This is a genomic window from Shewanella sp. A22, from assembly GCF_053850585.1.
In genome coordinates this window covers 1-14,480 of sequence record NZ_JBSQBN010000117.1, presented here as the reverse complement: position 1 = coordinate 14,480, position 14,480 = coordinate 1, and the positions used below count along the sequence as shown (strand labels likewise).

The window sequence follows — 14,480 nt, the reverse complement described above, 5'->3', positions numbered from 1 at the left end:
CATCCATGGCGGTCAGATGCTGGAGGTAGAGTAACGCAGGAGCTTGTTACCGAGAATCACTATTCGCTTCAATCATCTGCCTTGCCTACAGCACTTTGAACTCCCGCTGAAAGATCACATATTTAATAGGATTGGTATAATATGTCTCTGTAATATACCCCAATTACCTATGAGGATAACTCTCACAACCTTGAGTCCCTGTTAATCCTGATTAACAATTTATATAGAACATGTAGATCTTTCAAAATGAATTTTGCAGTTGTGTGTAGACATTTTATACAAAGCGCAGTTTATAGTAGGTTCTTATACCCATTTCAATAGTTACTGGGCCATTCAGCGGGAGTCAGCGACTTAATGCAATGGGTATTATTCGGCATGAAAAAGCGATAACGCAATAGAAAGAATGCCACATAAAGCATTCGGCTAAACAATTCTAGAACAAATAATTAGCACAATGGCTAAACTCGATACCTTGCATCGCATTATCTTATAAACATAACAGCGTTCATTTCGAACAAATTTTAACCTCGAAAGATCAACAGGCCTAGTACCTCAGGCGGATAATATTATGATTTGTCGATTTTATTTGAACAGTTCGCCTCACGGCTACCAAAGTGCATATCCAAGAGTAAACCCGTGGATTCAACTATTGGGTATCGTGACTATTTTTATGTGTTTTACCTGTATTGTGCCCTCTTACGCGCAAACATCACTTTCGTCTGATACGGTGCAACAACTGACTACAGATTAACGATCCCAGCAGCGAAATAGACATTGAAATACAAGACTCTGTCGTTAATCTCAACGGCTCTGCCACGGAGCAAGCGAGTAAAGATCGCATACTTCAATCCATTGCAGCATTGCCAGGCGTCACTCAGGTTGTTGATAATATACACTTACAGCCTATTAAGCCCTTGTCTTTAGCTCCTCTGCAACATGATGCCGAGCAGTTTTGGGCAACTATCTTGCAATATTTACCGAGTTTAGCTTTAGGGTTATCGATATTTTTGCTTTTATTTTGGCTTTCACATCCGTTAGCTCGCTTGCTTATTAGCCCCTTAACTTGGGTAACAAAAAGTGAGCTCATTCGTTTAGTTATGCAGCGTAGTTTTAGCATACTGATAATATTATTAGGGCTGTATATATTCTTGCGCCTAGCGGGCTTAACTCAATTTGCGGTCGCAATTATTAGCAGCACAGGTGTCATCGGCTTAATTTTAGGTTTTGCTTTTAAAGACATAGCCGAAAACTTTATTTCCAGTCTATTACTCAGTGTGCAACGTCCGTTCAAATTAGGTGATGTAATAGCAGTCGAAGGGTATTTGGGCGTAGTAAAGAAAGTCACAGCAAGAGCAACCACATTAGTCGACTACGACGGAAACCATATCCAAATTCCCAATGCTACTATCTATAAAAACGTAATTAAAAATCTTACAGCTAACCCGAGAATGCGTGGCCATTTTGTGCTTGGTATTGGCTATGATGCCAGTGTTCGTAAGGCTCAGGACATCGCCATGGAAATTATGACCGATCACCACGGCGTGCTTAGCGATCCTGAACCACAGGTGCTGATAAAAAACCTTGGTCCATCAACAATCAACCTCCAAGTCTATTTTTGGGTCAATGCTGAAACCCACAGCGTTCCCAAAGTTGCTTCAATTTTAATGCGTTTGTTAGTGCGAGCCTTTGAAACAAATCAGATAAGCATGCCAGACGATGCTCGTGAACGTATTTTCCCCCAAGGATTACAATTACAATCAAACGAACATCAGCAAGAAAAAACAGTCCAAAATCGTCAGCAAAAAGACCACAAATCAAAAGACGATGTTCACGATGAAGTTAGCGATGACATCAGCAGCGATACCGATGATATACGTCAACAGGCAGCGCAATCGCGTGATCCTGAAAGTGGTGCCAATATTATCTAATCTGAGTGAGCAGCATAGTTACTTTCTCATCCACCAATAAAATATGTCACAAATATGAATACAATAACCAGTAACCTATGAAAGTCTTATTGCCTTAATTAGATTTGCTTGCAAGTCTTTCTACGTTCAGTGTTATATTGCCCATTATGATTAACCCAACATTGATAACGTCTCGCAGTCACCCCTTGCTTAAGGTATAATTTGGCCCTCTTTTTATGCTTCGTACCTAAGGTTGCTATGTTTCATATTGCCCTTTATGAACCCGAAATCGCTCCAAATACCGGAAATATCATTCGTCTATGCGCCAATAATGGTTCACAGTTACATTTGATTGAACCATTAGGTTTTGATCTCGAAGAAAAAAAATTACGTCGCGCGGGGCTCGATTACTCCGATATGACCAGTGTGACTCGCCATAAGAACTATTCCGCGTTTTTAGAGGCCATGGCAGGAAAGCGCATTATTGCTTGTACCACTAAAGGTAGCCGCCCTCATACTCAAATTGCTTTCCAAGAAAATGATGTGTTGTTATTTGGCCCAGAAACCCGTGGGTTACCAATGGATATTATTGATGCTACGCCACTTGCACAACGATTACGCATTCCAATGACTGCCAATAGCCGTAGTTTAAATTTATCCAATTCAGTCGCTATTATTAGTTACGAAGCATGGCGACAACTGGGTTTTGCAGGCGCAGAGTAATGAAAAAAATGTTATCACCCGAAACCCAACAGGATGCTTTAGCCATTGCAAAAGCAACCCAAAAACCTGGGCAAGCAAAAGAACAAACCAAGCTGATTGCAGCGGGGATTGAAAAAGGTATTGCTGAATACAAAAAACGTGAAAAAGCGAAAGCTCGCGAGCGAGATAAAGCACGTAAACAGCTGCAAAAAACAAAAAATGCACCCACCTCCGATACAGATCCCAATACGCCTTATATCGGATCAGATCGTCAATTTAATTCTCTCACTTGGTCGTTATTAGGATTATTACTATTGAGTTGGGCATTGTTTGGCGCTTATTTTTTTACTACCAAGTAACGTTACACTTACTTATTCTGCCGACCGCTCAAGCTTTTCCGACGGTTTAAGTAAGCTAATGGCTCTCACTACGTGATACTGCTCGCTATCATCATCCAAATAGTGTGCACTTTGCTGCCATTGCCATCCAACGGTTGCCGGACCGGTTTTTGCATTAATAGGGTCAAACTGTAACTGCACAAGAGCCGGCCGCTGATTAACGTCTCCTTTTCCGAGGAATGAATAACTTCCTGCATGCTCATAAAGCGTTAACATTTGCGATATGTCATCCGTAACCCCATTGGCATACACCAATAAAATATGGTCTTGTTGTTGTCTGAACCACCAGGTTTCACTATTTGAAAAACGACTACCTCGGCTCACGCTAATGTAAAGGTTACGCTTATCTTCCGAGCACATCACTGAAGTATTTACCTGCTTAGGAGCAACATTAGGATTGGCGGCACTGCCCTGCCACTCACCCGCTAATTGACTACAAAATGCATCTAACGCCACTTTCGCCGCATAAGTTGCAGTTGAATGCGTCAGTAGCATCATTGCCATTAACAGTAATATTGTTCGGCATTTATGCATCATTACCCATACTCTTTATTAAAATAGCGCTTAACACTTAGTCAATGTAAATCTCAACATAGGTAACTCTGCTCCCTATCTCGGCAAATCAACCTATACTATAGTCATAAAAATGGCCCACTGAGTGTGAGCCATTAAACGATACCACCAAGCTACAAATCAGTTAACACTTACTGACCGAAGCCTGTTGCCGTAATATCAACTTTAGTTACTTCACCATATTGTACGACAATATCAGCAATTTTTTCAGCATTGCCAATCAACACAAACTGTAGGTTTTGTTGTGGGAAATATTGCTTAATCAAACGTTGAGTCTCTACAAGCGTCAGTCCGTCAACCTTAGCTTGAAATTGATTAATAAAATCATCATTAAAGCCATATAAATACATGTCAGACAGTAAACCGGCCAACTGTCCACTGGTTTCATATTTAGGCGGAAATTGCCCTTTAACATAGGCTTTAGCCGAATCTAAGGTTGCCTGATCTATCCCCTTTTCCCATAATCTTGCATACGTTTTTAAGGCTAAATCTATCGCTTCTTTAGTAGTCGACGATTGCGTAAATGTGCTGATTTTGAACACCCCAGATTGTGCATAAGGGCTAAAACCTGAACGAGCACCGTAAGTTAACCCAGCATTGACTCGTAATTCGTCATTTAACCATGAGGTGAAACGGCCGCCTAAAATAGTGTTTACTACGGCTAAGCCGACGTAATCAGGGTTGTCGTAACGAATACCCACACCACCGATTAAAAAGGTGGTTTCAATGGCATCAGGCTTGTCGACCAACAATACTCGCGGCTTGGTTAATGTTGGTAAGTTTTGGTTTAGATCTGGCTGAATCACGGATTCTGTTGCCTGCCAATCACCAAAGGCTTTATTAAGCTTAGCGGTCATGTCGACTATATCAAAATCGCCCACTACGTTTATGGTCATATTACTTGGTTGATAATAACCTTTATGAAAAGCACGTAACTCCGCCACAGAAAGCTTAGCGATAGTGTCACTATTGCCCGATACCGGGTTGGCATAAAGGTGCTGCCCAAATACTAACTTATTAAAGTAGCGACCAATCACTGCTCGTGGACTTTCTTTTTGCTGTGCCAAACCAACAATTTCGCGCTGTTTTAGCTTATCAAACTCAGCAGTATCAAAGTCAGGTTGACGCAGCACGTGGCTAAAGATATCAAGTACGGTATCAACATCTTTACTCATCATATTGGCACGCACATAACTGCCTTCTAAATCGGCATTGGTATCAATGCTGGCGCCCAGAAAATCTAACTGCTGCTCGATATCAGCCTTTGATTGATCCCCCGCCCCTAACATTAAACTCTGTGAAGTAATGTAAGCCAAACCAGGAACGACATCATTCACGGCACCCGCTCGAATAACGGCATCAATGGTCACTAATGGCACTTCTTTTTGCACCATCAATTTAACCTTCAATCCATTATCAAGTGTCACTGATTGATAGCTTGGCATGACAAAACTGGCACTTACGGAATTGGGATTGGTGGCAACGGTGTCAACAGCGGCTTTCTGCGTTGTGGCGCAACCAACCATCCCTAAACTACACGCCAAGGCGATAGCCGATAACGATATGTTAATACGAGTGTGTGTTATGGTTTTCATTTGTCAGACTCCTCAGTAGCAGCGAGCACACCGACAGTTCGATTCGCTTTAATTAAATAGGTTTGCGCCACACGTTTAATATCTGCTGGCGTAACTTGGTTGTAGGATTCTGGGGCATTAAACAGTTTGGTGTAATCGCCAAAATACAACTCGTATGTGCCTAATGTGTTGGCTTTTCCGTTAATGGTTTCCATGGTGCGGTAAAAATCCATCAACTTAATATTTTTCACTTTTTCAAGTTCTTGCTGAGTAACACCTTGAATAGCAATAAGATTAATTTGCTCAATTAAAGCTTGCTCTAAGGTTTCAGCGTTCACACCAGCATTCGCAACACCTAAAATATAAAATAAGTTTGGGTCGAATGACATTGGCATGTAAGTGTCTGCTGCAACAGCCAACTGCTTGTCGACTAAGGCCTTGTAAAAACGAGAGCTATTGCCTTCGCTTAACATTGACGCTAATAAATCCAGCGCATAGTAATCGGCATGGCTGGTTGCTGGCACATGATACGCCAACATAATGTTTGGTGTACTCACCGATTCTTTTTTAACAAAGACTCGACGCTCGCCTTTTTGTTCAGGCTCAATTGTCCGCACGGCTTTTGGGGGGGCTTGAGCAGGAATAGGCGCAAAATATTGGTTAGCAAGCGCTTTAACTTCGGCTAGCTTCACGTCACCCGTAATCACCACAAGGGCATTGTTAGGTGCATAATATGTTTTATGATATTGCTGTAGGTCTTCTAAAGTCCAGGCTGCAATGTCAGACTCATAACCAATAACGGGCCAACTATATGGGTGCGCAGCAAAGGCGACACTTTTAAGCGCTCCTTGAATCGCGCGCCAGTTAGAGTTTTCAAGCCCTGTGGTACGTTCGGACTGCACCACACCGCGCTCACTTTCAACCATTTCAGGGTTGATGTCTAAATTAGCGATCCGATCAGCTTCTAAATCAAAAATAGTTTCTAGGCCATTGGCTGGAAACCAATCTGTGTATACCGTTAGATCTTCACTGGTGTAGGCGTTGTTAGCGCCACCAGCAGCTTCCATGGTACGGTCAAACATTTTTGGACCGAATTTTTTAGAGCCATTAAACATCATGTGCTCAAAAAAATGTGAAATCCCAGTAATACCAGGCACTTCATTGCGTGAACCCACTTTCCAAAAAATGTACATATTGGCATTTGGAATTGAATTATCCTCTAACACCATGATCTTCATGCCATTGTCTAAGGTAAAACTGTTAATGTCTTCAGCTTGGGTTGCTGACACCGTTGGCGTGCTGAGCACACCTAATGTCATCAACAAGGCTATGATTTTGCGGGTCATATCTCGCTCCTTTGAGCTATCGTCCAATGATTATAATAAAACGGCGTTATTGTGCCGCGCTTAATGCGGTTAAAGCAACTTGCGTCATGGTTTGCACGCCAACTTTTAAAGCGCTTTCGTCCACATAAAATGCTGGCGAATGGTTACTGGCAACCTGACTTGGATCTTGATCGGCCGGTGTGACACCCAAGAAAAAGAACATCCCTGGCGTTTCAAGTGCATAGTAAGAGAAGTCTTCTGCGCCTGTAATTAATCCAGGCTCGATCAACATGTCATCCCCCACCACAGAAGCAATAACCGGGCGCATTTTACTCACTAATTTAGGGTTATTCACTGTAACTGGATAACCAGGTTGGATCTCTGTTATCGCGGTGGCACCAAGCGTTTTAGCAGCATTGGTGGCAATTTCAGCCAATTTGACTTTAATTTCTGCGCGCATATCTTGATCAAAAGTACGAATTGTACCAATTAACTCGACTTCGTCAGGAATAATATTCGATCGAATACCACCATTAATGGCCCCAAAGCTTACCACTGCAGGTGCTTTGGTAATATCTACCTGACGGCTAATAATAGTTTGTACACTATTGATAATTTGTGCTGATGCCACAATAGGATCAACGCCCCCCCAAGGCCGCGAGCCATGAGTTTGTCTGCCTAGCACCTTAATAGTAAACGAATCTTCACTTGCCATAGCTGGGCCTGAACGCAAACCAATCATGCCCGATGGCATACTGGATGTTACATGCATACCAAACACTTGATCAGGCTTTCGTTTTGTAAACAAGCCCTCTTTAAGCATTAACTCGGCTCCGCCTTGCTCGCCCTCTGGTGCACCTTCTTCGGCAGGTTGAAAAATAAACATCACATCACCTGCCAACCTATGTTTTACCTTGACTAAGTTCTCTGCAACTCCCATCAACATGGCAACATGGGTGTCATGACCACAGGCATGCATCACACCCACTTTTTGATTTCGATATGTATCCGTCGCTTTAGAGGCAAAAGGTAAATCAACGACTTCGGTTACAGGTAGGGCATCCATATCAGCTCGTAATCCTATGAGCGGGCCTGCCTTTCCACCTTTAAGGATAGCAACTACACCGGTATGGGCTATGCCAGTTTGCACCTGTAAACCAAGCGATTTAAGGTGTTTTTCGATCACCTTGCTGGTTCGAAACTCACGGTTAGATAATTCAGGATGCTGATGAAGGTCACGACGCCATGCAATCACTTTGCTTTCAACTTGGGCGGTTAATTCTGCTGCATTGGGCACATTAGCCACCGCAGATGCACTATAAATGCTGCAAGAAAAGACACTTAAAAAGAGTAAAGCAAAGGATGGTCGCATGTTCATTCCGATTTGTTGTTATAAGTACAACAAAACTACCTTGAAATAGTGTAATTGTTAAATATTTTGCTACTTTGATAACAAGTCAATTGTATCTATTTATTATCACTAAGCGGCCCACATTAAAAATACTCATGCGGAACATGGAAAAATACCACGTCATTATCGATTACTTCCAGTTGCCAGCCGTTTTCTTGTGCAAGCCATTCGAACGTTTCGAGACAATAAAAATTAATGTGGGTAGGATCACTTTTGTAATGCCAATTAATAAATGCCTCATGGCTCAACACCCGTTTGGTCATCACCGCTAAAATGGCCCCCGGTAGCAGTAATTGACTTAATTGCACCATCAACTGCTTAGCATTCGCAATATGTTCAATCACTTCGGTTAAGCAAACAAAATCATACTGTTGAGTTAGCACTTGAGTGTTAGGGTGATAAAATAAATCATAGTTTTCTACGTTAACACCTTTTTTTTCAGCCATTTGACTCAACACAGCACCTTCTCCGCAGCCAAAATCTAATCCCTTTGCATTAGGCTTAATTCGCGCCAATAACGGTGTTAATGTACGAGATAAAAATTGTTGATATCCAGCATCAGCAAAGTCGTTATCATGTAAATCATATTGAGCTTTTTCAGCGGTTTCATCTACATAAAATGCTGCCGGAACCGATACTAATAAACATTGCTGACAACGAACGTACTGGCGATGCTTATCTTGATGAAAAGCAACAGTGGCATGGTGACACAAAGGACAGGATGACAAATGATACTCCAATATGGGCTCATAAAAGTAATAAAAACCGAGCCTATTCTGATAGAACGGGTTCTGTTGTTTCTTTGGGGATTTTGCGGATTTGTGTGGCAGCCTCTTGAGCTTGTTGCAAATACTTGCTCTCGCGGGTTACGCGAGCATTAGACTGCGAAGCAGCTTTTTCGAGTTGCTGCGCCTCCCAGTCATTTGAGCGCTGTTTAGCTAATACTTTTTTTTCACGTGTTAAGGTGGCTTTTGTTGCTTCTCGGGCTTTTTGCAACTGAGCTTGCTCCAGCTCTGTCGACGCTATTTGCGCTTGTTCGCCTTTTTCAGATAAGGTCATTTTTTTATAGGGCTTATCTGATGCTATCGTTGTTAGCGAAAATGTTATACCCATTATCAGTAAAATAAATGTCAATATCTGCCGAGCGTTCATACTATCATTCCTTAGACTTAATCGCCTTTATAACGACCACGAACCTGAGCGGGCATCGCCGTTAATTTATGTTGCACCATTGCATTAAACACTGCAAATATAGGTGTAACATCGATTTTTGGGTTTAACGCAGACAGAGTATACGCGGCCGCTTCTAGGGTTGATAAACTGTCATTTCGTTTCGCTTTCCGGATAATATATTGAGATGCATTATCGCACTCCAGATGAAGCGACGGATAATCAAGTAACCATGGATTAAGCTGTAACATGCGGTAAGCCTTACGCCAAGTTCCGTCGATTAAAATAATAATCGCAGTCTCAGTCGCGCCCGCCTCAGACACCGTTTGACTATTTTCACTAGGATATATCACATAAATTGGCTTGGTTTGCGCCGCTAAATAATGTTGCAGTTCAATAAAGTCATCTGCCGCCTCCCCCACATAAATCCGAGTTTGCGGCATCACCAGTTTCAACAACCTAACTGTATTTTTGGCATGGCCGACTTCTGATGGATGTTGCATTATCATCACTTCAGTTTGAGATGACATGCGTTTTAGCGCATGGCAAACACAAGCTGATTGAGGATATTGACAATAGATACAATAACTTCTACTCATTTTTCGTCTTATTTATGTTCAACGTTGTAAATGAAAGGCCAATATCGTCACCGCAAAAAATACCTCAAGGAAGAATCATTACCATGAGTAGAACAAAGATGTCTATTGCCTTAATGCTCGCTCTAACCACACTTCTTGCATACGCCACACAAGATAATACCTATCACTACGAAGTTGAAATCGGCTTTTTAGCTTCATCAGGTAAGGCGGATAGCCTAATTTTAAAGCCGCTCAACAAGCTGATAAGCCCTACGAGTTAGCCGCGTTATTTATCAAGGTTCGACGATTTTTGGACACTATGCCACCACTGACTTATAAGGTTTATACAATATATCTGGCCAGTATGTTTTCGACTCAAACTGGTTCGTTGGTGCTGGGGTAAATAGGTATTACGTTGATAATAACGGCAACTATAGAGGCATTGATAACAACATAATATACGATATTAATTTGGGCTATTTTTTTACCGACCACTCTGCATTAACCCTAAGTTACAGCACAAGCTCGGAATCTAACTCTGACAGTCTAACATCAGATTTTTATGAAAGGGAGTATTATGCCAACGAAGATATGGATGTTATCAGTCTAACCTACGAGCACTTTATCCCTTTACAATCAACAACTGGAGTGTTTCTCACTGGTGAGCTACATTATAATGCAGAAGAGGTTATCTATAACGCTTCAGGAACCTACATTGATAACTTAAACAACATTATAGGGCAAGATTTTAAAAGAAACGTTGATGACAACAATTACACTGTGCTGTATTTGCAGACTGGTATATTAATAATGCATGGTCAGTGGGTGTGAGCTACTTCCGAATAAATATAGATGGCGAAGTTAACAGTAGTGATATTGACAACTCTGTTCACTACAGCCGCAATGAAACTGAAAGTTCCACTAGCGTAAACACACGCTATTTCTGGCATTTTTCAGAGGTGTTCTCGGCTAAGTTATCACTAGAACACTATTTCGACAATGGTGACTATAGTATTGATTCAGAAACCAATTTTGGCGTAGCAATTAACGCCCGCTTTTAAGTCTCATAATATTTAGCAAAAAAATACCCGCTGAATGTGGTTAGTACTCAGCGGGTTAAAGGTGACATTAATGATGTCATTTAACTAGTCATGTTGTAACTGTTCTTGGTGCAAATGGTTTAGACGGTTCATCGCCATCATGGCCAGCAATACCGTACTAAAGCCGCCCATAATAACGGCTATCGCATAAGGTGCAGGAATATCGGTTAATTGGATCAAGGCCGTTATTATTGATGCTCCGCTCATTTGGATACACCCTAACATCGCCGTCGCGGTACCAGCTCGCTCACCAAATGCCGACAACGCCATGCTGGTTGCAGGACCAAGTAAAATCGCAAATCCAATACACAGCAACATCATAGGTGCCATAAAGGCTACGCCTGCAGCTAACCCTTCATGTGGGCCAACAAAGTACATTGCAGCTTCGGTTATTGCAGCGACAAACATCAATGATAATGCCAACACTACACCCCGTCGATTACCAATACGTTTTATTAATATTGGAGCCGTAAAACATGCCGTAATGTTAACAAGCGCATTGAGTCCAAACAAACCACTAAATGTTAGTTCTGAAATGCCTAAATGCCCAATTAACCATACTGGAGAATACGATACGTAGCATAAAATCGACGCCATCGCGATCATGCAACAACTGGCATAAAACATAAAGTGAGGGTCACTAATAACCGGTTTATACCGGCCCCATCGATATAAAGGCCCTGTACTATCAGTATTGAGTGGACGCGTTTCAGGAAAACGAAAACCCACCAAAAAAAGTACCAAAATGGCATATAGCGCCATAAAGATAAACGTTGAACGCCAGCCAAACTGTAGTGCTAGCAACCCGCCAAACGTTGGTGCAAGGGCAGGGACAACGCAAATCACCCCATTGAGGTAACTGTACATCGACACACTCTGCTTACGGTCATAACAATCACGTACAGCACTAAATACCACAATAGAAGTTGAACAAGCAGCTAATCCTTGAAAAACTCGGGCAATCTGTAACCATTCAAATTCAACCGCATAAGCACCTAATAAACTGCTAATGCCATAAAGTACAATACCAAATAATGCGACTGGTCTGCGGCCAAAACGGTCCGCTAACGGGCCAATTAAAATTTGCCCGATACCCATAGCAAACAAAAATAACACTAACGTGGACTGCACCTCACCGTTTGACACACCATACTCTAATGCCATTGCAGGCATTGATGGCAGATAAATATCTATAGCTAATGGGCTTAGTAGCACCATAAACATTAGTAGTGGCAATAAGTTACGACGCATGAATTCCTATCTCTCAAATATTAAGTGCATAAAAGGTCACCCTTTAATTGGGCACTATAATAAGCTAAATGGAGGTATGAACAGAAATGATATAAAATCCAAAGTGAATTTCCTTTTGAGAATATCACATGAATTTAGATAACCTTGCTAGAGTCGATCTTAATCTGTTAGTTATTCTTCAAGTGTTGCTTGAAGAGCAAAGTGTTACTCGAGCAGCCCACCGTTTACATGTTAGTCAATCTGCGGTCAGTAAAAGCCTTAATCGTTTACGCGAAACATTAGATGACCCACTATTTCAACGCACAGCTCATGGCTTAAAACCAACAGCTCATGCAGATGCATTGAGACAAAAACTCCCTTTAATACTCCAAAATTTATATCAACTCACTCAGCCACCGACATTTCACCCAGAACACAGCAACCGCCATTTTTCTTTCTCGATGGTAGAAAGCGCTTATGAAACACTCATTCCATATTTTATCGGCCCCTTGCTACAGCAGGCGCCAAAGGTAAAACTCGACTCATATGTTTGGACCGAAAAATCAATGCAAGATTTACAGCAAGGGCAAATCGATTTTGGTATTTCGGGTCGAGACATACATCCTCAAACGGATGTCAACATTCAACAAGTTCCAGAAGGCATTGAGTGCCAAACATTATTCAGCGATCATCAAGTGTGCTTAGTGCGTAAAGATCATCCCATTTTACAAATAGTAAAAGCAGGTCATTGGGATCTAGATCACTATCTGAATATGTCCCATGTACAAGTAAGGTGTGAAGGTAACGACTGGTGGGCCTTAGACTATCACTTAGCTAATTTAGGATTGCACCGTCATTTATCCACCACTGTGCCAGACTTTTATGGCGCAGCCAGTGTATGCGCCCACACAGACTTAGTGTTTACCTTACCATCCAGTTTTGCCCACCATGCGCAAAAATTATATTCGCTGGTAACCATTCCCTTACCATTTGAGTTTATGCCTATGGCTTATGTGTTTTTATGGCATGAAAGAAATAATCAAGAGCCAGGGCATAAATGGTTCCGCAATATGATTTTCAGTAGTGTAGAAAAAGCCATCACGAACAATCGTACTGCAACAAAAATAAGTTAAACATGTTTAGCGCCTGCTAGCTGCTTTTATCGCTATGCTCTACGGCTTATTTGAGTAGAAATAACGACATGTTACAAGCACTGTTGTAGATATCATTGGTGCAATATTGATCATAAAAGATCAACTGCCGCCAGTAAAATGCAACTTTAGTGAACTTTTCGTCAATTTGCGACTCAAAAATACAAGATATAAGCATTAGGCTATGCCACCAAAAAAAGTGAGGATGTTCAGCTCAATGAGCATACACAAACTGATCCAACGATTACGAAAGATGGGCCCATTCTCTGCATTGGTAACAACTGCGGCTATTATATTAGGTGGACTAATGCTGCTACCGTTAATTTTGCTATTTGCATTTGTCGCTTTTATTGGCATGACCCTCTTAAGTCGCCAATATATGAATTACCATCGTGTATCTCCGCACTCACCACCTAAACCAAACCATGATGGATATCGTGCCCACCCTAACCTAGAGCGGGAAACGTCAATCAAAGCATACCAAACCGGCAGAACACTAAATCACTAAACAACTAAAGCAGCCGCTAAGCATTTAATCCACATATAGGATTGAACAAAGTAGACTTTAGCATCCGAGTGAGCAACATTAACTCACTTTAACGTGACATATTATGTCTTGGCATTGCAAACTGTATCTTAAATCATCGTTACTAACTTTACTGGTGACGTTTTAAGCGCAAATTTTTAGACAAAATGCATTCAGGAGTCACTATGAAATTTAATCGATCATTTCACTCTGCCAATTTAAAAAATAGGTTCTCCACAATGAATCCGATTTTGGCGTTACTTATGTTATTTAGCATTGTATTGGCGACCATTGTGCTACTACCATTTTTGTTGTTATTAGGTTTGTTAAGCTTTATTACCATTAAATTGTTAAGCAACAAACAACTTAATCGTCATCCCTTTACACAATCTCGTTATCAAGCGTCGCAAACACCACCAAGTGATATTTATCGAGGCAATGCTGATATTCAGCGCGAACAGGCCGCTCCATACGCAGATATGTTTAATCCCTCTGGAGCCAAGAACCCTCGCCACACTGGACGCACCTTCGAACATCAAGGCGATTAACCAGAGAATACGAGCTAAGCGCACACGTAGAGCGAAAAGTTTGAGCATCAAACTAATTGCTCTATCCTGTGGGGCTATGCACACAATTACAACTTACCGTAGGCCACATCCTGTTACCAACGACTCACCATATTCTTACTCAGGAAAACGCACCCGCATGACTAATACCAATCCCATTAAATATCTGGTCAGTTCAGAGTCTCTCAGGTTTTTCAATTCAAGGCACATTGATGTAGAAATGGTTGTTCCCTTTTAAATCGATGTAACACAGAAGTGGAATACCTGAG

Annotated in this window: 16 protein-coding genes and 1 pseudogene; 9 read left to right on the top strand and 8 right to left on the bottom strand. The window is 41.6% G+C overall.

The window, feature by feature from the left end:
- Window positions 1-746 precede the first annotated feature (746 nt).
- The 4 genes and pseudogenes from ACWXWT_RS16810 to ACWXWT_RS16795 all read left to right on the top strand — a co-directional run.
- Window positions 747-842: pseudogene (locus ACWXWT_RS16810) on the top strand (hypothetical protein); the annotation flags it as partial.
- Between the two features lie 72 nt (window positions 843-914).
- The gene (locus tag ACWXWT_RS16805; protein WP_456042720.1) at window positions 915-1,928 is read left to right on the top strand and encodes a mechanosensitive ion channel family protein; all 1,014 of its coding nucleotides are present in this window, start codon (window positions 915-917) and stop codon (window positions 1,926-1,928) included.
- 237 nt (window positions 1,929-2,165) lie between these two features.
- Entirely contained in the window at window positions 2,166-2,630 is a 465-nt protein-coding gene (trmL, locus tag ACWXWT_RS16800; RefSeq protein WP_456042719.1) for a tRNA (uridine(34)/cytosine(34)/5-carboxymethylaminomethyluridine(34)-2'-O)-methyltransferase TrmL, read from the top strand.
- The gene (locus ACWXWT_RS16795; protein WP_456042718.1) at window positions 2,630-2,968 is read left to right on the top strand and encodes a DUF2956 domain-containing protein; all 339 of its coding nucleotides are present in this window, start codon (window positions 2,630-2,632) and stop codon (window positions 2,966-2,968) included. The genes trmL and ACWXWT_RS16795 overlap by 1 nt, the downstream gene beginning before the upstream one ends.
- Window positions 2,969-2,980: 12 nt before the next feature.
- On the opposite strand, the gene ACWXWT_RS16790 is transcribed toward ACWXWT_RS16795, so the two are convergent.
- The 7 genes from ACWXWT_RS16790 to ACWXWT_RS16760 form a co-directional block, all read right to left on the bottom strand.
- Window positions 2,981-3,544, bottom strand: coding sequence for a hypothetical protein (locus ACWXWT_RS16790; RefSeq protein WP_456042717.1), 564 nt, complete (start codon window positions 3,542-3,544; stop codon window positions 2,981-2,983).
- Between the two features lie 167 nt (window positions 3,545-3,711).
- Window positions 3,712-5,175, bottom strand: coding sequence for a M16 family metallopeptidase (locus tag ACWXWT_RS16785; protein ID WP_456042716.1), 1,464 nt, complete (start codon window positions 5,173-5,175; stop codon window positions 3,712-3,714).
- The gene (locus ACWXWT_RS16780) at window positions 5,172-6,473 is read right to left on the bottom strand and encodes a M16 family metallopeptidase (RefSeq protein WP_456042721.1); all 1,302 of its coding nucleotides are present in this window, start codon (window positions 6,471-6,473) and stop codon (window positions 5,172-5,174) included. Before ACWXWT_RS16780 ends, ACWXWT_RS16785 begins: the two co-directional genes overlap by 4 nt.
- Before the next feature lie 73 nt (window positions 6,474-6,546).
- Window positions 6,547-7,851, bottom strand: coding sequence for an amidohydrolase (locus ACWXWT_RS16775; protein ID WP_456042715.1), 1,305 nt, complete (start codon window positions 7,849-7,851; stop codon window positions 6,547-6,549).
- A 122-nt stretch (window positions 7,852-7,973) separates the two neighbouring features.
- On the bottom strand, window positions 7,974-8,618 hold the full coding sequence (locus ACWXWT_RS16770) for a class I SAM-dependent methyltransferase (RefSeq protein WP_456042714.1): 645 nt from the start codon (window positions 8,616-8,618) through the stop codon (window positions 7,974-7,976).
- Between the two features lie 43 nt (window positions 8,619-8,661).
- The gene (locus ACWXWT_RS16765) at window positions 8,662-9,042 is read right to left on the bottom strand and encodes a hypothetical protein (protein ID WP_456042713.1); all 381 of its coding nucleotides are present in this window, start codon (window positions 9,040-9,042) and stop codon (window positions 8,662-8,664) included.
- 17 nt (window positions 9,043-9,059) lie between these two features.
- Entirely contained in the window at window positions 9,060-9,659 is a 600-nt protein-coding gene (locus tag ACWXWT_RS16760) for a tRNA-uridine aminocarboxypropyltransferase (protein WP_456042712.1), read from the bottom strand.
- An 83-nt stretch (window positions 9,660-9,742) separates the two neighbouring features.
- On the opposite strand from ACWXWT_RS16760, the gene ACWXWT_RS16755 reads away from it, so the two are divergent.
- Together ACWXWT_RS16755 and ACWXWT_RS16750 are read left to right on the top strand one after the other, a co-directional pair.
- On the top strand, window positions 9,743-9,919 hold the full coding sequence (locus ACWXWT_RS16755; protein WP_456042711.1) for a hypothetical protein: 177 nt from the start codon (window positions 9,743-9,745) through the stop codon (window positions 9,917-9,919).
- A 546-nt stretch (window positions 9,920-10,465) separates the two neighbouring features.
- Window positions 10,466-10,699: a hypothetical protein gene (locus tag ACWXWT_RS16750; RefSeq protein ID WP_456042710.1), complete on the top strand. Its 234-nt coding sequence runs from the start codon at window positions 10,466-10,468 to the stop codon at window positions 10,697-10,699.
- Between the two features lie 84 nt (window positions 10,700-10,783).
- On the opposite strand, the gene ACWXWT_RS16745 is transcribed toward ACWXWT_RS16750, so the two are convergent.
- Window positions 10,784-11,989 (bottom strand): multidrug effflux MFS transporter, encoded by a 1,206-nt coding sequence (locus ACWXWT_RS16745; protein ID WP_456042709.1) that lies wholly within the window; start codon window positions 11,987-11,989, stop codon window positions 10,784-10,786.
- A 128-nt stretch (window positions 11,990-12,117) separates the two neighbouring features.
- Here ACWXWT_RS16745 and ACWXWT_RS16740 point away from each other — a divergent pair, with 128 nt between their 5' ends.
- The 3 genes from ACWXWT_RS16740 to ACWXWT_RS16730 all read left to right on the top strand — a co-directional run bounded on the left by ACWXWT_RS16740 (window position 12,118) and on the right by ACWXWT_RS16730 (window position 14,193).
- On the top strand, window positions 12,118-13,101 hold the full coding sequence (locus ACWXWT_RS16740) for a LysR substrate-binding domain-containing protein (RefSeq protein ID WP_456042708.1): 984 nt from the start codon (window positions 12,118-12,120) through the stop codon (window positions 13,099-13,101).
- Between the two features lie 235 nt (window positions 13,102-13,336).
- Complete coding sequence (locus tag ACWXWT_RS16735) at window positions 13,337-13,627, top strand: hypothetical protein (RefSeq protein WP_456042707.1); 291 nt, start codon at window positions 13,337-13,339, stop codon at window positions 13,625-13,627.
- A 281-nt stretch (window positions 13,628-13,908) separates the two neighbouring features.
- Window positions 13,909-14,193, top strand: coding sequence for a hypothetical protein (locus tag ACWXWT_RS16730; protein ID WP_456042706.1), 285 nt, complete (start codon window positions 13,909-13,911; stop codon window positions 14,191-14,193).
- Window positions 14,194-14,480: the final 287 nt, after the last annotated feature.